The sequence below is a fragment of the Streptomyces liliifuscus genome (genome assembly GCF_016598615.1).
GTDB classification, from domain to species: domain Bacteria; phylum Actinomycetota; class Actinomycetes; order Streptomycetales; family Streptomycetaceae; genus Streptomyces; species Streptomyces liliifuscus.
On the sequence record NZ_CP066831.1, the window covers coordinates 10,084,980 to 10,106,675 of the forward strand.

Sequence of the window (21,696 nt, forward strand, 5' to 3'; positions counted from 1 at the left end):
TGTCCAAATGTCATGTCAATGGCTTGTTGCTGGGAGATTTCGAGTGCGGCGCCGAGACGGGCGGCGCCGGAGGGCGGTTCACAGGTGGATGCGTCGGGCAGGCAGCGGCCCACGATGGCGGACGTCGCCGCGAAGGCGGGCGTGTCCAGGGCGCTCGTCTCGATCGTCTTCCGCGGGCGACCGGGGGCGAGCCAGGAGACCCGCGACCGGGTCCTGCGCGTCGCCGACGAGATCGGCTACCGCCCCGACAGCGCGGCCCGGCTGCTGGCCCGCGGCCGCAGCCGCACGCTCGGTGTGATGTTCACCGTGCACCAGGCCTTCCACACGGACCTCATCGAGGGGATCTATCCCGAGGCCGAACGCCTTGGCTACGACGTCCTGCTCTCGGCGGCCGCGCAGGGCCGCAGCGAGGCGAAGGCCGTCGAGGCCCTGCTCAGCCACCGCTGCGAGGCGCTGATCCTGCTGGCCTCCGACGCGGAGGCCGCCTACCTCGACGCACTCGGACAGCGCGCGGTGACCGTCTCCGTCGGCCGGCGCGTCCCCCGCGCCCGCGTGGACTTCGTGCACTCGGCCGAGGCCAAGGGTGCCCGCCAGGCCATGGAACACCTCCTCGAACTGGGTCACCGCCGGATCGTGCACATCGACGGAGGCCGTGGCCCCGGTTCGGTCGAACGCCGACGCGCCTACCGGGCCGCGATGCGCCGCCACGGGCTGGAGTCCGAGGTGCGGGTGATCCCCGGCGACCACACGGAGCAGTCGGGCATCGACACCGGCCGCCTGCTCCTGGCCGAGCGCGACCGGGGCCTGCCCCTGCCCACGGCGGTCCTCGCGGGCAACGACCGCTGTGCGATGGGCCTGTTGATGTCCCTGACGCGGGCCGGCGTCGACGTTCCCCACGACCTGTCCGTCGTCGGCTACGACGACAGCCACCTCTCCCATCTGATGCCCATGGGCCTCACCACCGTGCGCCAGGACGCGCTGCTCATGGCGGAACACGCGGTCCGGTTCGCCGTGGAACGACTGGAGAACCCCGAACTGGAGCCACGGGAAGCGGTGTTGGACCCGAAGCTAGTGGTCCGTGGGACCAGCGGACCTCCGCCGGAGCGGGCGACGACCGGAGGGCCGTCGCCGGACGGGTGACCTGCGTACGCGCGGACGCGGTGTCCGACCGTGGGACGGCCAGGTACGACACGTGCTGTCAGCCGATGTCGAACAGGTTCGGCAGTCGCAGGAGGTGGCGGGTCCGGTCGTGGCGTTTGAGCGGCTCGAGTTCCGGGGCCCGGTACAACGGGGTGACGGTGCAGCGCTCGGCGGCCGAACCGACCCTGTCCAGCAGGGCGTTGACGGCCTGCCGGGCCGAGGTGTTGGCGCCTTCCATCGTGGCCAGATCGATGGGCACGGCCACATAGTCGCCGGACAGGAAGAGGTTGGGGATCTTCGTGGCCGATCGCGGACGGTGGTGGAAGGTCCCCGTCGGATGGATGAGCAACTGCTCCTCGTTGACCGGGTTCGGGGTGCCGAGCCCGTCCACCGCCGGATCGAGGAACCAGGAGTGCAGCACGGAGTCCTTGAGGACCGTACGGCCGGTGTCGTTGAGCGCCGCCTTCAACTGCGCCCACACCTCGCGGGCGACTTCGGTGCGGGTGCACTGCTTGGCGGTCTTCCCGTACAGGATGCCGGGCCGGTCCCACTCGGAGACGTCCACCGACAGACAGTCCGCGACCGTGCCGTCGCCGAAGTCCTTGGGGAAGTCGTGGCCCGGCCAGTGCTGGGCCTGGGCGATCGCGGTCAGCGACCACGGGGAGTCGATGAGGTCGAGGTGGCCGTGCAGGATCGGCGTACGTTCCGTGAGATAGAACTGGATGCCGGTCATCCAGTCCGTCTCCAGCCGGTCGCACTCGGCGAGTTGGGGGTCGGCGGCGCGTACGGCGGAGTTCCAGGTGCGTCGGGCGTGCTCGACCGGCATGGCCGAGATGTAGTGGTCGGCGGTGACGGTACGGCGGGCACCGCCCGGGTCCTCCATGACGGCTCCGGCGATCCGGCCCGCCTCAAGGGTCAGGTCCCGTACGGTCCAGCCGATGTTGAACTCGACCCCGAGCGACCTCAGATACGTCACCCAGGGGTCGATCCAGGCCTCGTTGGTGGGCGCGTTGAGGATCCGGTCCAGTGCTCCGTCCGCGCCCCGCCCGAGGAGGTTGAAGGCGAAGGCCTCCAGCAGGGTCCCGACCGTACGGGTACTGGCTTCCTCCGCCTTGGTGGCCACGATGTTGCGGGTGATGCCGATGGCGAGGATCCGCTGGTAGTCGTACGACATCCGGCCCGCCCGTACGAACTCCCACCACGGCATCCGCTCCCAGACCTCGTCGCGGCGTTCGTCGCAGCTGGTGAGGAACACGAGGAAGCGGTTGGCGAAGTAGAGGGCCTCGTGGAGGGGGAGGTTGAAGGCGGTGTCCAGGAGCGAGGTGAGGGCGCGGCGGATCTCGTCGGGGGTGAGTTCGGCCGGGGTGTTGCCGGGCCAGGGGAGCGGGATCCGGATGTCCTCGCGGCCGCCCGAGCGGGCGAACAGCATCTCCTTGGGGGCGACGAGGTTGTCGTGGACGCCGTTGGGGTTGCCGGGGAAGGGGATGCGTCGCATGGTGTCGGGCAGGTTGTGGTAGATGCCCGGGATGAAGCGGAAGCCGTGCTCCCCGGGCAGGGGTTCGCGGCCGCCCGTGGCACTGTTCGGTACGTCCATGCTGCGGGCCTTGCCGCCCAGCGCCTTGCGCTCGTAGACCGTCACCCGGAAGCCGCGTTCGGCGAGTTCGTGCGCGGCCGTGAGCCCGGCGACGCCCCCGCCCAGCACGGCCACGGTCTGCGGGGCGGCGCTGCCCTGGGCCACGGCCCGCTGGGGAGCCGCCAGAGCGACCCCGCCGCCCGCGGCCGCGGCCGTGCCCAGGAACCCTCTTCGCGTGGTGCCGCCCATCGCTCCCCCTTACCGTCGGTAACCACTGGCGCACGAGGATACGAGCGACGCACCGATCCCGGAAGGCGACCGACGAAGCCCGGGTCACTTTGGCTTGATGCCGCATCAGGCCGGCGGCACCGACGGGGTGCGGAGACGGCGTTGGGGAGTCGGAGTGAGAGAGTCGGCCCTTTCAACCTGGTTGAGTGCACGCGTAGTTGGCGGGCGACTGAGCGCGGGAGCGGGCGAAGCGTCTGCTTGGATACAGGATCGATGAACTCCTGCGCGGCGGCTGGCGGATGCGGCCGGCTGAAGCAGGCAGACGAAAGGTGGATCTCATGGGAGCGACGCGGGACCGGTCCGTGGGGTACGACATCCAGGTCCCCGCGGGGCGGACCAGGTGGTGGATCGTCGCCCTGATCATGGGTCTGCCGGCACTTCTCGTAGCCGGCTTCCTCGCCATGATCGTCATCTGGGTGCTGGCCGACGACTCGTCCGAGGCCGAGCGGCGGCCTTCCCACGGCCTTGAGGTGAGCGTGGGGGACGGATGGGCCGGAAGCACTCCCGCCTCGTCCCGTGCATCGGCGGTGTGACACCGAGAGCTCTCCTCGGCGGCGCTCGGCTTCCCTGCCCCGGTGGTTCAGCCCCGGGCGAGTTCGGCCAGGGCGTCGAGACGGGTGGGTGTCCAGCCGAGTTCGCGGCTCGCCCGGGCGCCGCTGAACCGCTGGTCGAGGGCGAACGCCTCGGCGATCGGGCCCATCCGCCGCACGGCCTCCTCGATGGTCAGCGACTCGATCCGGTCCGGGCACCCGGCGGCGTGGCTGAGGGCCCGGGTGACGTCCACCAGCGAAAGGTTCTGGCCGCCGACCCCGGCGTAGACGGAACCAGCAGGGGCGTTCAGGGCCAGGACGTACAGCTCGGCGATGTCGTCGACGTGGACCAGCGCCCAGTGGTTGGAGCCGTCCCCGATACAGGGCACGGCACCCGCGGTGCGCCCCGGCTCGACGAAGAACGACTGCGCCAGTCCGCCGGAGCGGCCGTAGACCAGCCCTGGCATCACCACCACCGGGCGCTCCCCGGTGGCGGCCCGGGCGAGCACCCGCTTCTCGTTCTCCAGCCGCCAGGCGGTGATGCGCGGCGGGCTCAGCGGGGCGTCCTCGTCGACGACCCCGTCGGTGTCGCCGTACACCCACACCCCGCCCGTGTGCACATACGGCCCGCTTCCCACGCCGTCCTGCAGCGCCTCCGCCGCCGCGCGGTCGACGTCGGCGGTGCCCTCGGCGTAGTCCACCCCGAGGTGGATGACCCCGTCGGCCCGGCGGGCCGCCTCACGGAGGACGTCGATGTCGGTGAGCGCGCCCGCGACCGGGGTGGCACCGAGGTCCGACACGGTGCGCGCCGCGCGCTCGCTGCGCGCCAGTGCCGTCACGGCGATGCCGTGCCCGGTCAGTGCCCGGATGGTGGAGCGGCCGATGTAGCCGGAGCCGCCTGTGATGAAGATCTGCATCGCTCTCACGGTCCTTGTGGGTGGACGAGCGGCGGGGAAATCCGCCGCTCCTCCACCCTGGGTCCGAGCCTCGGCCGACGTCCAAGACCTCTTCCGTCAGCACTGATGCCCTCAGAGCATCAGTGCTGAGCAGCGGCGATGTCGGCGAACTCCGGGAGCAGCGGGGAGCGGCGGTCGGCGCTCCAGGCAAGGCAGACCTCGCCCGGACCGATGTCGTCGATGGGCACATGCGCGACATCGGTATGGGTGTAGTAGGCCGCGGTGGACAGCGGCAGGACGAGGACGCCCCCGGACGTCGCGACGTGCTCCAGCTTCTCCTCGACGGTGGCGAACGCGGGCCGGGGCCCGGCCTCCTCGTCGCCCGTCCGCTCGGGGAGGTCACGCCATTCGGGGACGGCGTCGGGGTCCTGCAGCAGCCGCTCGGTCGCCAGATCCGCGATGACGATCGACTCCTTGCCCGCCAGCCGGTGGCCCGCCGGCAGTACGGCGACGCGGGGCTCCAGGAAGAGCGGGCGCAGCTCCAGGCCGCGACGGTCGACGGGCAGCCGTACGAAGCTCACGTCGAGAAGGCCCTCGCGCACCCCTTGGACCTGGTCGCCCCAGGAAGTGCGCACCACCTGCACAGCCAGCTCGGGATGCCTGGCGGAGAAGGCGCGCACCGCGCCGGTCACGGTGATCCCGGGCATGAAGCCGACGGTGAACGCCGAAGATCCGTGCGCGGCCTGCTGCACACGGCGGTGGAGCGCTTGCGCGGCGGCCAGCAGGGGCCGCGCGTCCTCCAGCAGTTGACGGCCGGCGGCCGTCGGCTCGGTGGTCTGCTTGTTCCTGGTGAACAACTGCGCGCGCAGCTCCTGCTCCAGCGCACGGATCTGCCGGGACAGCACCGGCTGCGTGATGTGCAGCCGCTCGGCGGCCCGGCCGAAGTGCAGCTCCTCGGCCACAGCCACGAAGTAGCGCAGCTTGCGCAGATCGACATCCACGACATCTCCCACGGTGTAGACGCCGTGTCCAGCCTAGTTTCTCCCGAGGGCCGGACGCGGGCCGGCGCTCGCGTAGTACCTGGTCCGCGCCTCCCGGACCCGGTCCCGTGCGGGGCCGTGCGCCGCGCCATCGACATTCAGGGGCGGACACAGACCGGAGATGAGCGCGGTCTCGAACGGGACGGGATCGGGATGCTCGGCCCAGGTGAGAGTGAGATGGCGGTGCATCCACTCGGTGAGGCGCTGCTCGTCGTCGGGGATCAGGACGACGCGGTCGGTCCAGGTCGTCCGGTAGCCCTCGGTGGGCATGAGCAGTCCGGCCAGGGTGCGGCGCAGAGTGGATCCGCCGGAGTGCCTCAGATGGTTCCCGGTGATCCGGGTGCGAAGCCGGGTGGCCTTGCCGAGATAGAGCAACCGCCGCTCGGGGTCACCTGAGTTGGCCGGTCCGGAGAACGCGGCTAGGACGCTGGGGGCTGCCCACCAGGCGTACAGGCCCGCGGTCCTGGGCAGCGCGGTGGTCGCTGCGTCAAGAGCTCGCGGAGTGGCAAGCAGGGCGGCGGTGACCTGACGAAGGGCTGCGTCATCGAGCATGGGCCGCACCCTAGGCGAAGTACGGCAAGTGCGTTGTTGTTCTCCGGTGTTGAGCGGAGTCGGCCCGGGCGCCTCACTCGGCGGCCTCGTCGGGCAACCAGTGGAGGGCGAACCAGAGCTCCATGCGTACGCCCGGGTCCTGAAGGTCGACGTCGAGGAGCTCGCCGACCCGTGCCAGGCGGTGGCGCACGGTGTTGCGGTGGACATGGAGGGTCGCGGCGGTGCGGTCCCAACTGCCGTGCAGACTCAGCCAGGTTCGCAGGGTGCCGAGGAGGACCGAGGCGCCCGGCGCGCCGGCCCGGTCGAGCGGGGCGAAGCGGGTGCGGGCCAGATCCCGGGCGTCGGCGGCCGGGACGAGCCCGTGCACGGTGAGCGGGTCCTCGGTGTGGATGACGGCGGGAACTCCGGCGGCGATCGCGCGTTGGAGGGCGCGTTCGGCCTGACGATCGGCATACGGCAGGTCCGATGCCGACGCGGGTGTGCTGAAACCGAGCACCCAGCCCAGCTCGGCCGCTTGCGCCGGAGCCTCGGGGCGGGCGGCCGGTGCGCTGGGGACCAGGGCTTTCAGCTCGGCGCCGTCGACGTGCAGGTAGGGGGTTCGCAGGGCGGTGGCCAAGGCGGCCAGTTGCGCCGGGTCGTCGCCCGGCTGCGGTGCCTGCGTGGAGCGTGGGGGAGTGTGGTGGCCGCGGACCACGACCCAGGACTGTTCGGTTTCCTTTGTGTGGGTCTCTGTCGTGTCGTTTTCCGTTGTGCCGGTGAGCGCGAGGGCGGGTGCGACCTCGGCCGGAGTGGCTCCGAGCATCAGGCGTACGAGTGCGCCCGCGCTGTGGGTGTCGGTGCCCAGGGCGTATCGGTGGCTGGTGAGCAGGGCCAGCAGCACGGTCGCCGTGCCGGTGACCTGGCGGTGGACCAGGGTCGGGGCCGTGGTGGCGGCCTGGCCGAGGGCCAGCGTCGTGGTGACGCCGTCAGCTCCGGGCAGGGTGTGGACGGTCAGGTGGGTTCCGTCCTGGTGATCGGCCGCCGCGGCCGGTGCGGAATGCCCGGCTGGGCCTGTACGGGCGCGGACGCGGGCGATGGTGCGTACGGCGAGGTCACGTACGCGTCCCGGTGTGGGGGAGGCGGGTCGGGGGCCGGCACTGAACAGTTCGGTGCCCCGGGCGTCGTGGAGCACCGCCCAGGCGCCGGTGTGCGCGCTGAGCTGGGCGAGCACGGCCCGGACGGCATCCGGCCGGGCGGCGGCCGTGGCCAGCGCCGACTGTGCTCGCGAGATCTCGCGCAGCTCACGGTTGCGGGCCTCGGCGATCGCCGCGTACGCGGCCTGTCCGACGGCCACGAACGGGGTGGCGGGCGGCAGCCTCAGGAGTGGGAGCCCATGGCGGTCGCAGGCGGCGATGAGCTCGGGCGGAACCTCCTCGTGCACGGGGGCGACGCCGAACCCGAGCGCGCTCACTCCGGCGGCGACGACCTGTCGTACGTACGTGTCGATGCCCTCCGCGTCGCGCGGGAGACGCACTCCCGCGGTGAGGAGCAGTTCCCCGCCCACCAGATACGGCGTCGGGTCCTCGATCTCCGTCGTGCCGACCGTGCTGACCCGGACCAGGTGCTCACCGGCGGGGCCCGCGATGCGCCGCAGACCCAGGGAGGGGTCGGCGAGCAACGTGCTCAGCGGTACGGACGGCTGCTCGGACTCGGTCATGAGGGGACATCCTCCCGGTCCGACGGCATGCTGCGGGACTGCCGGAATCATCCAATGGGCGACTCCATATTGGACAGAACCGCCACTTCGGCGCGAGCGCGTACGCCGATAGCGTCGTGCCACTCCCAGGGCACCGGCCCCCACCACCCCACCACCCCCTCAACCACCGGCCCATGCCGGAAGGAGAGCCGCTCATGACCGAGCTGTCCATGCGCCCCGACCGGACCCCTCCGATCGCTCAGACCGCTTCGAGCGCGGAGGCCGCGGCGGTCGGCGAGGAACTGCGCCTGCGTCGCGAACTCGCGGCGGTCTACCGGCTCGTGGCGCACTTCAGGATGACCGACCTGATCTTCACGCACATCTCCGTCCGGCTCCCCGGCCCGGAGCAGCACTTCCTGATCAACCCCTACGGTCTGCTCTTCGAGGAGGTCACCGCGTCGAACCTGGTCAAGATCGACCTGACCGGCCGTCCCGTCGAGGAATCGCCCCACCCGGTCAACCCCGCCGGCTTCGTCATCCACAGCGCGATCCACGCCGCCCGGTCCGACGCCCACTGCGTCCTGCACACCCACACCAAGGCGGGCTGCGCCGTCGCGGCCCAGGAACACGGCCTGCTGCCGCTCAACCAGATATCCATGGAGTTCTACGGCAGGCTCGGCTATCACGACTACGAAGGCGTCGCCCTCAACCTCGCCGAACAGCAGCGCCTTGTCGCCGACCTCGGTGGTCACCCCGCGATGATCCTGCGCAACCACGGGCTGCTCACCGTCGGCGAGACGCCCGCCCAGGCGTTCCTGCGCATGTACTACCTGGACAAGGCGTGCGAGATCCAGACCGCGGCCACCGCCGCGGGCACCGGGCTCGTCATCCCCGGCCCCGATGTCTGCGAACTGGCAGCACGTCAGCTCGCGGGCGAGGACGACAGCTCGGACCTCCAGGACGACCAGGCGAACGATCTCGCCTGGTCGGCACTGCTCCGACTGGTCGAGCGCATCGCCCCCGACTACAAGGACTGACCCGAAGGCGACTACGGGCCGTGCGCCGACGGACGCCACGACCGGGGCACCCTGCCGGGGTGCGGTGAACGGTCGGCACGCATCCCGACGCTCCAACGGCGAACCGTTCCGCTGTCCAACTCGTCTCCATGTTCGATACGGCGCCGCGACGTGAGATGCCTCGGGGTGCCATCGAGGCGCATGGACGTCCAGGGAAAGGACTGTCGGAACGGTGTTAGTGAGCCACAGGAAAAGGACCGTCGGCTGGATCGCCGGAGGCGCGCTGGCGGCGATGGCCGCGGGTGTCACGGGGTGCTCCGGCGATTCGGACCCCGCCGCCGACAAGGAGCCGACCGCAAGCAGCTCGTCCGCGGCCGACGCGGAGAACGCGGAGAAGACGGACAAGGGGAAGCAAAAGGACGGTTCGGCGGCGCAGCCCTCGGCAGGCGGCCAGTCCACCGCCGAAGGCGCGGTCGCCGCGTGGGTCACCGCGGTCATCAAGGGCGAGCCGAAGCAGGCGTGCCTGCTGATGGGGGAGCCGGCCACCGACTCGTCGCCCGCCCGGGCCGGCACCGCCGAGAGGTGCAACAGCGACGATCCCGAGGTGCGGCAGATGCAGGACAGCATCGGCGAGTTCCGTACGTCGTTCATGCCCGAGCCGCCCACGGACAACCCGAAGGTGGAAGTCGCCACCGTCCAGGCCACCGGTGACAAGGCAGTGGTCCCCGCCGACAAGGTCACGGTCGAAGGCAAGACCCTCGACAAGATCATCCTTTCCCACTCCACCGGGGTGGAGGAAGGGCAGTTGGACGTCAACATGGAGTCCACCAAGATCGACGAGGCCTGGTACGTGACCAATCTCGACTTCAACATCGGCTAGTCCCGCGACCGGGAGGGTTGCCCGGTCGGGTGGCAGGCCGCCGCTCGTGGCGGCCTGCCACCCGCGGCCCGCGCAGGCGTCGTGGGAGAGACTCAGGAGTCGGTCGGCGCGGACGCGGACGCGGGCGTGGTGGGGATCGGCTTGTCGAGCATGGCGCAGACTGCGGCGTTCACCAGGGCCTGGTTGGCGGCGGCAGTCCTGGGGTTCGCGATGCCGAAGACGGTCGTGGTGAAGACCGAGACCGTACGCCGGCCGGTGGCGTCCGTGTAGTCCTCGCTGGAGTAGCCGGGGACCTGGCCCCTGTGGCCCCAGACGGTGCCACAGGGGGTGACCACCTTTTCCAGGCCGAGCCCGTAGCGGCGGTTCGGGAACTCGGACTCCTCGGCGACGGTCGTCTTCATCTCCTTGAGCTGGGCGGGCGGCAGGAGCTTGCCGGACAGCAGTGCGCTGTCGAAGCGGGCCCAGTCTCGTGCGGTGGAGACCATGCCTCCGGCGGCCCACTCCCTGCTGTCGACCGTCCTGGTGCGCTGGCTCGCCGACCTGCACCGCCAGTGGGCCGCCGACCGGCTCGGTGAACCGGTGGCCCGGCCCTACTCGCCGACGCCCGAAAGCGGTTGGGCGGTACGGCTGTGGGCGATGCTGCGCGACCCGGCGACCTGGCGGGACTGGGCCTGGCTGGTGGCCAACTCGATCAGCGGGTGGTTCACGTACGGGCTGTCGTTCCTGTTCTTCCTCTGCGGCTTCCTCTATCTGAGCTATCCGCTGCTGTACGCGCTGACCCCTCCCCAGGTCTTCCGTACGCCGCTGGGTAACGGATTCCGTCTGGACAGCGTCCAGGAGTCGTTCGCACTGGTTCCGCTCGGCCCGGTGTTCCTCCTGCTCTGGTACGCCACCGCCGAGCGGCTGGCGAACCTCAACGCCCGGGTGATCCGCTCCCTGCTGGCGCCCACCGCTCAGGCACAACTACGCGCCCGTGTCGCGCAGTTGGCCGCCTCGCGGGCCGAGACCGTCGACACCCAGGCGGGCGAACTGCGCCGGATCGAACGGGACTTGCATGACGGGGCACAGGCCTGGCTGGTGTCGCTGGGCATGAATCTGGGCCTGGCCGAACAGCTTTTGCCCCACGATCCGCAGGCCGTCCAGCAGTTGCTGGCCGAGGCCCGCGAATCGACCGCCGGCGCTCTGGCCGAGCTGCGTGACCTGGTACGCAGCATCCATCCGCCGGTGCTCGCGGACCGCGGCCTGGACGGAGCCCTGCAAGCCCTGGCCCTGGCCAACCCGATACCGACGACGGTGGTCACCCGCCTGCCCGGACGGCTGCCCGCGCCGGTCGAGTCCGCGGCCTACTTCGCTGTCGCCGAGGCACTGACGAACGCCATCAAGCACGCCAGGGCCCAACGCATTGGGATCACAGTGGAGTTCACGCCCCACCCGGGCACGACAGCCGGGTTGCTGACGATGCGGGTGTCCGACGACGGCCGCGGGGGTGCCGATCCCGACGGCGGCGGCACCGGCCTGCGGGGCATCGCGCGCCGCCTTGCCGCCTTCGACGGCACCCTGATCGCAGACAGTCCGCCCGGCGGACCCACCGAGATAAGGATGTCGCTGCCGTGCGCGTCGTCATAGCCGAGGACCTCGCCCTGCTCCGCGAGGGCCTGATCAGGATCCTCCAGGCCAACGGCTTCGAGGTCGTCGACGCCGTCGACAACGGCCCTTCCCTGATCAGGGCGCTGATGACCCAACGGCCCGACGTCGCGGTCGTCGACGTACGGCTGCCCCCGACCTTCACCGACGAGGGGCTGCGCGCCGTGATCGACGTACGCAAGCGGATCCCCGGCCTGCCCATTGTCGTGTTCTCGCAGTACGTCGAGCAGCTGTACGCAAGGGAGTTGATGTCGGACCGCGCCGGGGAGGTGGGCTATCTGCTGAAGGACCGGGTGCTCGACGTCGGCCAGTTCGTCGCCAACGTCCGGCAGGTCGCCGCCGGAAGTACGGTCATGGATCCCGACGTGGTCGCCGCCCTCCTCACCCACCGCTCGGCGGACCCCCTGCTGCTGGAGCTGACCCCGCGCGAGCACGAGGTGCTCTCGCTGATGGCCCAGGGCCGCTCCAACGCCGCCATCGCCGGCCGGATGTTCGTCAGCGAGAAGACCGTCAGCAAGCACAACTACAACATCCTCAGCAAACTCGGCCTCGAACCGTCCGAGGACGACAACCGCCGGATCCTGGCGGTCCTCGCCTACCTGGAAGGCTGAGCCGCCACCGCCACCGTCGGCAATTACGAATGCATGTCACGGTGGGGCAAAGAGTCGCCGGAGCGGGCTGAAAGGTTGTGACGGGGGCACTCGGCATTTCTGCGGCACCGCTGGGTGCCGCTCCTCGAAGGAAAAGAGAAAACCGTGTACATAGGCCTGGGTACCGTCGTCGTCATCCTTGTCATCATCGCCGTCGTCATGATTCTGCGCCGTCGCTGACGCATGCCCCTTGTGCCAGCGATGCGGGAACGGCCATCACGGCGATTCAAGCCGGTCGACGGAGCCGTTCCCTCGCGGCGACCCCACGCGACGCGTGACGTCGGCGGCGTCGCGCCACCCAGGCCCGTGCCCCGCGCTCCGAGGGGGAGCGCGGGGCACAGGCGTCTCGGGTGATGGTCGGAACAGGGTGTGCCGACTGGTCTCCGGCACCTCTCGCCGGTGGCCGGAGACCCCCGGCTCAGCGGTTCATGCGGGCGGCGGACGCCCCGTTGGGCGTGCCGGTGATGGTGAACTGTGAGCCCGGCTCGATCAGTACGCTCCCTTCGGCCGAGTTCGTGATCGTGACGTTCGTGAGGGTGGCGCTGCCTCGGGCCCCGCTCATCGCGAGGATGCCGGACCCGTTGTTGGAGCCGTCGATCCTGACGTCGGTGATCTTCACGCCCGGCATCGCGCCGCCACCCGTCTTGAACTGGATGCCGTCGTACGTCGAGTCGAAGATCTCGGTGTCACGGATGGTCACGCCCGGGATGTCCTGGCCCTGTGCGAAGAGGGTGATGGCACCGAACTCCTGGTCCTCGTTCCAGAACGCGCCGCCCGTGCGGTGCAGGGCGTTGCCCGCGATGAGGGTCTGCCCGGAGAACGGGAGCGGGTCGTGGTCGGTGGCGAGCATGATGCCGGGGTAGTTCATCGTGTCGGCGATGACGTTGTTCTCGATGGTGTTGCCGTAACCGCCGTACACCGCGATGCCGTTGGCCCGCCACGGCAGCTGGATCGTGTTGTTGCGGAAGTGGTTGTCGTGGCCGACGTCCACCGAGGTGTCCTTCACGTACTTGCTGGCCCACACGGCGAGCGCGTCGTCGCCGGTGTTGCGGAAGGACGAGTTGTAGACGGTGGAGTTGCGGGTGCCGTTGGCGAAGTTGATCCCGTCGGCGTAGGTGTTGCGGATGCGTACGCCGTTGAACTCCAACTCGTCACCGGGGCCCCAGAGTTCGGGGATGTTGGAGTAGTCGCGGCCGGCCCACACGCCGACGTTGGCGTGCTCGATCCACACGTTGGTGATCTTCGTGCCCTTGCCGAAGCGGCCGTTGAGTCCCACGCCGCCCTCGTGATTGCCGTCGCCGCCGCGGATGGTGCCCGAGCCGAAGATGGCGATGTCGGAGATCTGGGTGTTGTGGTCGATGTCGAAGCCGAAGTTGCCCTCGTGCGGGTGGTTGATGCCACCGGCCTGGTGGGGCGGGGTGAGCGTGTAGAGCTGGGAGTGCCACATGCCCGCGCCGCGGATGGTGACGTCCCGGATGCCGACCTGGTTGTACTGGCCCCGGTTCAGCGGGTCGTCGGTGAGGATCTTCTGTTCCTGGCGCCACTGCCCGGCGGGGATCCACACGCAGGAGATCTGGCCGTTCTGGTCGGCGGTGACCGCCCGCTGGATGGCGTCGGTGTCGTCGAGCCCGTCGCCCGGGACGGCCCCGTACTCGGTGATCGAGGTGCAGTTCGCGGGCTTGGTGGCCGCGGGTGCGACCTGTTCGAGGTCGACGAGGTCGATGACGTAGAACGCGGCCGTGTCGCCCGCGTCCCGCTGGAGGCGGAACTTGGTGCCCACCGGGTAGCTCCGCGACAGCAGCGCGTGCGACTCGTCGAACAGCCGACGGGCGTCGCTGCCGGGCGTGTTGGTCAGTCCCTCGGGGTCGTCGGTGGTCCCGTACAACCAGCTGTGCTTCGACGACAGGTTGAGCTTCTGCACGAAGGTGCCGTCGGCGTACAGGCTGATCGTGGCCTGTGCCCCGCCGCCGCCCGCGGCGTCCGGTACGGAGTTGCGCACCACGATCGAGTTGGAGGGAGCCGTCGAGGTGAACTCGACGAACTGGCCGGTGGAGTTGAGCCTGACCGACTTGCGGCCCGAGGACTCGGTGGCGAAGTTGGTGTGTCCGAAGGTCCGCTTGGCGTCGGCGGTGAGCAGGGTGCCCTCGTAGCGGCCGTCCTCCGCCTCCAGTTCGGTGTACGGGACGGCGGCGCCACGGCCGACGACGAGTGACTTGGCGAGCACGTTGTTGTTCTCGTTGGTCTCGCCGACGACCCCGGTGGCGTCGGCGGTGGCCGTGAGGGTGGCCCCACCGCTGGTCGCCGTCCACGTTCCGCTGATCGCCACGTTCGCCGTGGCTCCGGACGCCACCTGGCCGGTCGTACCGTTGAGCGTGGTGGAGCCGACCTGGAGCCTGGTCACGGAGCCGGCCGCCGCCGCGGTGGTGCCGCGGTTGTGCACGGCGACGGTGAAGGAGACGGACGAGCCGACGGCCGGGTTGGCCGGGGTGGTGGTGATTCCGCGTACTTCGAGGTCGGGGCCGGGTGCCTGGCCGACGACCAGCCGGTTCGCGGCGGTGCGGCTGTTGTTGGAGTCGTCGAGTTCGGCGACCGTGTTGCGCGGGTCGACCACGGCCGAGACGCCGTAGTTGCCCGCCGGACGGGTGCCGGCGGCGACGGCCACGGTGGCGGACGCGCCGGGGTCGAGCGCGGGTACGGTCCCGCTGCCGGCGACCGTTCCCTCCAGGCTGACGTCGACGGTCGTGGCGGCCGAGCGTGCCGTGCCCGCGTTGCGGACCGTGGCGTTCACGGTCACCGCGTCCCGCTCGGACGGGGTGGCAGGTGTCCAGTCCAGGCCGGTGACGGTCAGGTCGGGTGCGGGTGCGGCGGTCCCGACGACCTGGAACTCGGCGACCTGGCCGCCCGGCGCCCCGGTGTTGGAGAAGAAGCGGAGCCGCAGGTCGGACCAGCGGCCGGTGACCGGAATGGTCACCGAGTTGTTGTCCCGGGAGGGACTGAAGGCGTAGTCGGCGCGGTCGCGCAGCGAGGTGAAGGCGCTCGCGGAGTGCTCACGGCCCAGCACCTGGATGCTCTGGGTCCTGGCCGCCCACACCTGGTCCGGGTTGAGCTTGACCACCACGGCGTCGACGTCGGCGTTGGCCCCGAGCTTGACGGTGAGGTCGGAGGGATGGCCGGCCGATTCCCAGTAGGTGGAGGTGGAGTCGTCGGTGGCGTTCGCGGCGACGAAGTTGTGGACCGAGGAGGTGGCCTCGACGGGCTTGTTGCGGGCCAGGTTGGTGCCGGTCGGAGGGGGAGTGGTGCCGCCGTCGTCGCCGTACACCTCCAGCTCGGAGAGCTGAGCGGCGTTCCAGCCGGTGTTCCCGGTGATGTGCACGCGGACGTACCGCGCTTCGGCCGGGGAAGTGATGCCGACCGGGACGGTGTTGGCCTGTGCCGGGTTGAACGCCCGGCCGGTGGAGGCCGCGAGCGTACGGAACGTGGAGCCGTCGGTGCTGCCCTGCAGGGACAGTGTCTGGTTGCGGCTCTCCCAGGTGGCGGGCAGTTTGAGCACCACCTCGTCGACGGTCCGGGTCGCGCCGAGGTCGACCTGGACCCACTGCGGGAAGGAGCCGCCCGGCCCCTCCCAGTAGGAGGTCTGGGTGCCGTCGGTGACGTTCCCGGCGGTGTACGGGCCGTTCGAGCCGCCCGCGGTGGCCGGACGTCCGAGCGCGAGGTTGACGACGGCCGCCGCCTTCGCGCGGTCGCTGTCGACCGGGGCGGTGGCGGCCCGGGCGCTCGACGTGACGGCGAGCGGTATCAGCCCGGTCGTCATGAGCGCGGCTGTGACGGCGCCGGTCAGTGACCGGCGGCCGAGGGGTCTCCATCTCATGGGGTCCTCTGTTCCGTGGGGGACGCGGAAGCGCGACAGACGGGCCGGGCACGCAGGGGCAGGCACGGGGGAGTTCAGAGGGGGAGTGGAGTGTCCGTTGAGGAATGCACCGGCCTTGCGCGCAAATTGAGCTGCTCAGTCGATTCTTTGCGGAAACTACGCCCACAGGTTTCTAGTCCGTCTCCGCTTTGTCAACGGTCCCGGTATCACCGGTAGTTGACGTGGAAGCCGCTTGCGTCACTTGCGTGCTCGCTTGCGCTTTTCCGACAGCCCGCACGAAAGTCGCTGGCCCGGTGGTGCAGCAGGTGAGAGGGACTCGTGAGGCCCGCATTTCGGGCATGCTCACGCCATAGACGTACCGTCGGACGTCTGCAACTCTCTGATCGATCGACGCAAAAGAGAGTGCGCGCCACCGCACATCGAAGCGCGACGTACACCCCCACGGACACCCACCCACACAGCCGCCCCGGGGCCGCCCACATCCGGTTCGGGACGGAGATCGGGGACACATGAGACCGCAACGCCGGAGATGGCGGGGGATTGCCGCCGTCCTCACGACCGCTCTGCTCCTGCTGGGTCTGCCGTCGCTGACCGCCACCGCGGCGGCCGCCGGGCCCAACCTCGCCGCCGGACGGCCCGCAACCGCCAGTGGCGCCCACGCCGAATACGCCGCACGCAATATCACCGACGGCAACCAGGGAACGTACTGGCAGAGCGCCGGGAGCAGCCTCCCCCAGTGGATCCAGACGGACCTGGGTACCACCGCCCGCGTGGACGAGGTGGTGCTGAGGCTGCCGGCGGGCTGGGAGAGCCGCAATCAGACCCTGTCCGTCCAGGGCAGCGCGGACGGCACGAGCTTCACCACGCTCAAGACCTCCGCGTCCTACGCCTTCAGCCCCGGCAGCGCCAACACCGTGACGGTGACCTTCCCCGCCGCCCAGGCCCGGTATGTACGGATCGACATCACCGCCAACACCGGATGGCAGGCCGCGCAGCTCTCCGAGCTGGAGGTCCGCGAGTCAGGTGACTCCTCGGCGAACCTGGCGCGCGGCCGCACGCTCACCGCCGCCAGTCACCACGAGACCTATGTGCCGGCCAACGCGGCCGACGGCAACAAGGCCACCTACTGGGAGAGCCGCAACAACGACCTGCCGCAGTGGATCCAGGCGGACCTGGCTTCCTCCCTGCGCGTCGACCGGGTGGTGCTGCGCCTGCCCGACGGCTGGGGAGCCCGCAGCCAGACCCTGAAGATCCAGGGCAGCGCCAACGGCACCGACTTCTCCGACCTGACCGCCTCCAAGGCCTACGCCTTCGCGCCGGGCGACGGCAACTCGGTCACGATCTCCTTCGACCCGACGACCACCCGGTACGTGCGGGTGCTGGTCACCGCCAACACCGGTCAGCCCGCAGCCCAGTTGTCCGAACTCGAGGTCTACGGCCCGGCGAGCGGCGACACCGAGGCGCCGGGCGTCCCCGCGGACCTCGCCTACACCGAGCCCGCCACCGGCCAGATCCGGCTGACCTGGAAGGCGTCCGAGGACAACACAGGCGTCACCGGTTACGACGTGTACGCCAACAACGAGCTGCTCACGAGCGTCGCGGGCACGGTCACCACGTACACCGACAGCCGTCCCGCGAGTGCCACGGTTTCCTACTTCGTGCGGGCCAGGGACGCCGCCGGGAACGTGTCCGGCAACAGCAACACCGTCACCCGCCGCGGCGAGACCGGCGACACCCAGGCACCCACGGCACCCGCGAACCTGGCCCTCACCGAACCGGCCGCCGGGCAGATCAGGCTCGCCTGGAACGCCTCAAGCGACAACACAGGCGTGACCGGCTACGACGTGTACGCCAACAACAGCCTGCTCACCACGGTCGCCGGTACGGTCACCACGTACACCGACAACCGCTCCGCGAGTGCCACGGTCTCCTACTTCGTGCGGGCCAAGGACGCCGCCGGGAACGTGTCCGGCGACAGCAACACCGTGACGCGCAACGGCACTTCGGGCCCCGGCTCCAACCTCGCGGTCGGCAAGCCGATCACGGCCTCCTCGACCGTGCACACCTTCGTCGCCGAGAACGCCAACGACAACAGCACCTCCACCTACTGGGAGGGCTCCGGCCACCCCGCCACCCTCACCGTGAAGCTCGGAGCCAACGCCGACGTCACCTCGCTCGTCCTCAAGCTCAACCCGGACAGCGCCTGGGGCGCCCGGACCCAGAACATCCAGGTCCTCGGCCGCGAGCAGGACGCCACCGGGTACACCAGCCTGGTCGCCGCGAAGGACTACGCCTTCAGCCCGTCGAGCGGCAACAGCGTGACGGTGCCCGTCACCGAGCGGGTGGCGGACGTGCAGTTGCGCTTCACGTCCAACACGGGCGCCCCGGCCGGGCAGATCGCCGAGTTCCAGGTGATCGGCACCGCCGCACCCAACCCGGACCTGGAGGTCACCGCGCTGACCGCCTCGCCGGCCTCACCGGTCGAGTCCGACGAGATCACCCTCACCGCCACCGTCCGCAACAGCGGCGAGGCCGCCGCACCCGCCAGCGCCGTCGCACTGCGCCTGGGCGGCGCCAAGGTCGCCACGGCGGACGTCGGCGCCCTCGCGGCCGGAGCGCAGCGGACCGTCACCGCCTCCATCGGAGCGCGGGACGCGGGCACCTACCAGCTCAGTGCCGTCGCCGACGACGCCGGTGCGGTCATCGAGCAGAACGAGACCAACAACACCTACACCAGCCCCAGTTCACTCGTCGTGCGCCCGGTCAGCAGCTCCGACCTCGTGCCGGTGCTGACCACCACACCGTCCGGCCCGGCGGACGGCGACACCGTCACCTTCAAGGTCGCCCTGCGCAACCAGGGCACCATCGGCTCGGCGGGCGGCGCGCACGGCATCACCGTCGCACTGGTCGACTTCAAGGGCGCCACCGTACGTACCCTGACCGGCTCGTACGACGGCACGATCGCGGCCGGTGCCACCACCGGCGCCGTCACGGTGGGCACCTGGACCGCCGCCAACGGCTCGTACACGGTACGTACGACCGTCGCCGCCGACGCCAACGAACTGCCGGTCAAACGGGAGAACAACAGCGCCACCCAGTCCCTGTTCGTCGGACGCGGCGCCAACATGCCCTTCGACATGTACGAGGCGGAGGACGGCGCGACCGGCGGCGGAGCGGCGACCGTCGGGCCCAACCGGACCGTCGGCGACCTCGCGGGCGAGGCGTCGGGCCGCAAGGCGGTGACCCTCAACAGCACCGGTGAGTACGTCGAGTTCACCACCAAGGCGGCCACCAACACACTGGTCACCCGCTTCTCCATCCCGGACTCCGCGGGCGGTGGCGGCATCGACGCCACCCTCAACGTCTACGTCAACGGCGCCTTCCGCAAGGTGCTGCCGCTCACCTCGAAGTACGCCTGGCTGTACGGGGCGGAGGCAGGTCCGGGCAACTCCCCGTCCGCGGGAGCCCCGCGCCACATCTACGACGAGGCGCACCTGATGCTGGGCGAGACCGTTCCGGAGGGTGCGAAGATCCGGTTGCAGAAGGACACGGCCAACACCTCCCGGTACGCGATCGACTTCGTCAGCCTGGAGCAGGTCGCGCCGATCGCCAACCCGGACCCGGCCGCGTACGCCGTCCCGACCGGTTTCGGCCACCAGGACGTGCAGAACGCCCTGGACCGGGTCCGCATGGACACCACTGGCAGGCTCACCGGCGTCTACCTCCCGCCGGGCGACTACCAGACGTCGAGCAAGCTCCAGGTGTACGGCAAGGCCGTGCAGGTGGTCGGCGCCGGGCCCTGGTACACGCAGTTCCACGCCCCGTCGGGCCAGGACAACACCGACGTCGGCATCCGGGCCGAGAACTCCGCGAAGGGTTCCTCGTTCAGGAACTTCGCCTACTTCGGCAACTACACCTCGCGCATCGACGGACCCGGCAAGGTGTTCGACTTCGCGAACGTGTCGGACATCGTCATCGACAACACCTGGACCGAGCACATGGTCTGCCTCTACTGGGGCGCCAACACCGACCGGGTGACCATCAGCGACTCGCGCATCCGCAACACGTTCGCCGACGCCGTCAACATGACCAACGGCTCGACGGACAACCACGTGGTCAACAACGAGTCCCGGGCCTCCGGCGACGACAGCTTCGCGCTGTTCTCCGCGATCGACGCGGGCGGCGCCGACATGAAGGACAACCTCTACGAGAACCTGACCTCGATCCTGACCTGGCGGGCCGCGGGCATCGCCGTCTACGGCGGCTACGACAACACCTTCCGCAACATCCACATCGCCGACACCCTGGTGTACTCGGGCATCACGATCAGCTCGCTGGACTTCGGCTATCCGATGAACGGGTTCGGCACCGAGCCGACGACCGTGGAGAACGTCTCGGTGGTCCGCTCCGGCGGCCACTTCTGGGGCAGTCAGACCTTCCCCGGAATCTGGCTGTTCTCCGCCTCGAAGGTGTTCCAGGGCATCCGGGTCAACGACGTGGACATCGTGGATCCGACCTACCACGGGATCATGTTCCAGACCCAGTACCTGGGCGGGAAGCCGGTGAACCCGATCAAGGACACGGTCCTCACCGACATCTCGATCACGGGTGCGCGCAAGAGCGGCGACGCCTACGACGCGAAGTCCGGGTTCGGACTGTGGGCCAACGAGATGCCGGAACCGGAGCAGGGCCCGGCGGTCGGTGAGGTCACCTTCAACGGCCTGCGCTTCAACGGCAACGCCGTGGACATCCGCAACACCACCTCCACCTTCAGGATCAACATCAATCCCTGACCCGGTCGCCGAAAGGCGTCCATCGGTCCCTCACGGAGACGGAACGGAGGCACCAAGGCTGGCGCAAGCCGTTTGCGCGGCTTGCGCTAGCCTTGCGCTCATGACGCGACGACTTGCTCAGGTAGCCAAGAAGGTAGGGGTCAGCGAGGCCACGGTCAGCCGAGTCCTCAACGGCAAGCCCGGGGTCTCGGACGCCACCCGGCAATCCGTGCTCACCGCGCTGGACGTCCTCGGCTACGAGCGTCCCACTCAGCTGCGCGGCGAGCGCGCGCGTCTGGTCGGCCTGGTCCTGCCCGAGCTGCAGAACCCGATCTTCCCGCTGCTCGCCGAGGTCATCGGCGGCGCGCTCGCCCAGCAGGGACTCACCCCGGTCCTGTGCACCCAGACCAAGGGCGGCGTCTCCGAGGCGGACTACGTCGAGCTGCTGCTCCAGCAGCACGTGTCCGGAGTGGTGTTCGCCGGCGGTCTGTTCGCCCAGGCCGACGCCCCGCACGACCACTACCGGCAGCTCGCCGAACGGCGCATCCCGGTCGTGCTGATCAACGCCCCGGTCGAGGAACTGGACTTCCCCTGCGTCTCCTGCGACGACGCCGTCGCGGTCGAGCAGGCGTGGCGCCACCTCACCCTGCTGGGGCACGAGCGCATCGGCGTGGTCCTCGGCCCGGCCGACCACATCCCCTCCCGGCGCAAGCTGGCCGCCGCGCAGGCCGCGGCCGAGGCGGCCGGCGGGCCCCTGCCCGACGAGTGCGTGGAGCGGTCGATGTTCTCCCTGGAGGGCGGCCAGGCGGCGACCACCCGCCTGCTGGCCCGGGGCGTCACCGGCATCATCTGCGCCAGCGACCCGCTCGCCCTCGGCGCCATCCGCGCGGCCCGCCGGCGCGGCCTCGCGGTGCCCGAGCAGGTCTCCGTCGTCGGCTTCGACGACTCCGCCTTCATGAACTGCACCGAACCCCCGCTGACCACCGTGCGCCAGCCCATCGAGGCCATGGGGCGGGCCGCCGTGGACCTGCTCTGCACCCAGATCCAGGGCGGTGAGGTCCAGCCCGGCGAGCTCCTGTTCGAGCCGGAGCTGGTGGTCCGCGGCTCGACGACACAGGCTCCTCGGGACTAGTCCGTACGACCGAAGCGCGGTGAGGCCACGTCCGGCTTCA

At 70.3% G+C, this 21,696-nt stretch carries 14 protein-coding genes and 1 pseudogene; 8 read left to right on the top strand and 7 right to left on the bottom strand.

Annotation, left to right across the window (positions count from 1 at the left end; translation table 11 throughout):
* Nucleotides 1-114 precede the first annotated feature (114 nt).
* Entirely contained in the window at nucleotides 115-1,140 is a 1,026-nt protein-coding gene (locus tag JEQ17_RS44025) for a LacI family DNA-binding transcriptional regulator (protein ID WP_200400508.1), read from the top strand.
* Between the two features lie 58 nt (nucleotides 1,141-1,198).
* Here the strand turns inward: JEQ17_RS44025 and JEQ17_RS44030 are convergent, their stop codons facing one another.
* Nucleotides 1,199-2,962, bottom strand: coding sequence for a hydroxysqualene dehydroxylase (locus JEQ17_RS44030; RefSeq protein ID WP_200400510.1), 1,764 nt, complete (start codon nucleotides 2,960-2,962; stop codon nucleotides 1,199-1,201).
* 317 nt (nucleotides 2,963-3,279) lie between these two features.
* Here JEQ17_RS44030 and JEQ17_RS44035 point away from each other — a divergent pair, with 317 nt between their 5' ends.
* Nucleotides 3,280-3,534, top strand: a complete 255-nt coding sequence (locus tag JEQ17_RS44035) for a hypothetical protein (RefSeq protein ID WP_200400511.1) — start codon at nucleotides 3,280-3,282, stop codon at nucleotides 3,532-3,534.
* Nucleotides 3,535-3,581: 47 nt separating this feature from the next.
* Here JEQ17_RS44035 and JEQ17_RS44040 read toward each other — a convergent pair whose 3' ends face one another.
* From JEQ17_RS44040 to JEQ17_RS44055, 4 genes are all read right to left on the bottom strand, one after another.
* A complete protein-coding gene (locus JEQ17_RS44040) occupies nucleotides 3,582-4,448 on the bottom strand; it encodes an NAD-dependent epimerase/dehydratase family protein (protein ID WP_200400512.1) in 867 nt (288 codons plus the stop codon).
* Between the two features lie 119 nt (nucleotides 4,449-4,567).
* On the bottom strand, nucleotides 4,568-5,428 hold the full coding sequence (locus JEQ17_RS44045; protein ID WP_200400513.1) for a LysR family transcriptional regulator: 861 nt from the start codon (nucleotides 5,426-5,428) through the stop codon (nucleotides 4,568-4,570).
* 33 nt (nucleotides 5,429-5,461) lie between these two features.
* Nucleotides 5,462-6,019: a GIY-YIG nuclease family protein gene (locus tag JEQ17_RS44050; protein WP_200400515.1), complete on the bottom strand. Its 558-nt coding sequence runs from the start codon at nucleotides 6,017-6,019 to the stop codon at nucleotides 5,462-5,464.
* 73 nt (nucleotides 6,020-6,092) lie between these two features.
* Complete coding sequence (locus JEQ17_RS44055; RefSeq protein WP_200400516.1) at nucleotides 6,093-7,715, bottom strand: PucR family transcriptional regulator; 1,623 nt, start codon at nucleotides 7,713-7,715, stop codon at nucleotides 6,093-6,095.
* 194 nt (nucleotides 7,716-7,909) lie between these two features.
* Between JEQ17_RS44055 and JEQ17_RS44060 the strand changes: the two genes are divergently transcribed.
* Complete coding sequence (locus tag JEQ17_RS44060) at nucleotides 7,910-8,731, top strand: class II aldolase/adducin family protein (RefSeq protein ID WP_234048598.1); 822 nt, start codon at nucleotides 7,910-7,912, stop codon at nucleotides 8,729-8,731.
* Nucleotides 8,732-8,948: 217 nt separating this feature from the next.
* Nucleotides 8,949-9,590: a hypothetical protein gene (locus JEQ17_RS44065; protein ID WP_200400517.1), complete on the top strand. Its 642-nt coding sequence runs from the start codon at nucleotides 8,949-8,951 to the stop codon at nucleotides 9,588-9,590.
* Between the two features lie 92 nt (nucleotides 9,591-9,682).
* Here the strand turns inward: JEQ17_RS44065 and JEQ17_RS44070 are convergent.
* A pseudogene (locus JEQ17_RS44070) lies at nucleotides 9,683-10,090 on the bottom strand (serine hydrolase); the annotation flags it as partial.
* On the opposite strand from JEQ17_RS44070, the gene JEQ17_RS44075 reads away from it, so the two are divergent.
* Together JEQ17_RS44075 and JEQ17_RS44080 are read left to right on the top strand one after the other, a co-directional pair.
* Complete coding sequence (locus JEQ17_RS44075; protein ID WP_234048840.1) at nucleotides 10,074-11,216, top strand: sensor histidine kinase; 1,143 nt, start codon at nucleotides 10,074-10,076, stop codon at nucleotides 11,214-11,216. The pseudogene JEQ17_RS44070 and the gene JEQ17_RS44075 sit on opposite strands and share 17 nt — an antisense overlap.
* Complete coding sequence (locus JEQ17_RS44080) at nucleotides 11,201-11,845, top strand: LuxR C-terminal-related transcriptional regulator (RefSeq protein WP_200400519.1); 645 nt, start codon at nucleotides 11,201-11,203, stop codon at nucleotides 11,843-11,845. Before JEQ17_RS44075 ends, JEQ17_RS44080 begins: the two co-directional genes overlap by 16 nt.
* Before the next feature lie 457 nt (nucleotides 11,846-12,302).
* Here JEQ17_RS44080 and JEQ17_RS44085 read toward each other — a convergent pair whose 3' ends face one another.
* Nucleotides 12,303-15,752 (bottom strand): CARDB domain-containing protein, encoded by a 3,450-nt coding sequence (locus JEQ17_RS44085; RefSeq protein ID WP_200400521.1) that lies wholly within the window; start codon nucleotides 15,750-15,752, stop codon nucleotides 12,303-12,305.
* A 509-nt stretch (nucleotides 15,753-16,261) separates the two neighbouring features.
* Here JEQ17_RS44085 and JEQ17_RS44090 point away from each other — a divergent pair.
* Together JEQ17_RS44090 and JEQ17_RS44095 are read left to right on the top strand one after the other, a co-directional pair.
* Complete coding sequence (locus tag JEQ17_RS44090) at nucleotides 16,262-20,545, top strand: discoidin domain-containing protein (protein ID WP_200400522.1); 4,284 nt, start codon at nucleotides 16,262-16,264, stop codon at nucleotides 20,543-20,545.
* A 100-nt stretch (nucleotides 20,546-20,645) separates the two neighbouring features.
* Nucleotides 20,646-21,656, top strand: a complete 1,011-nt coding sequence (locus JEQ17_RS44095; protein WP_200400523.1) for a LacI family DNA-binding transcriptional regulator — start codon at nucleotides 20,646-20,648, stop codon at nucleotides 21,654-21,656.
* The last annotated feature ends 40 nt before the right edge of the window (nucleotides 21,657-21,696 follow it).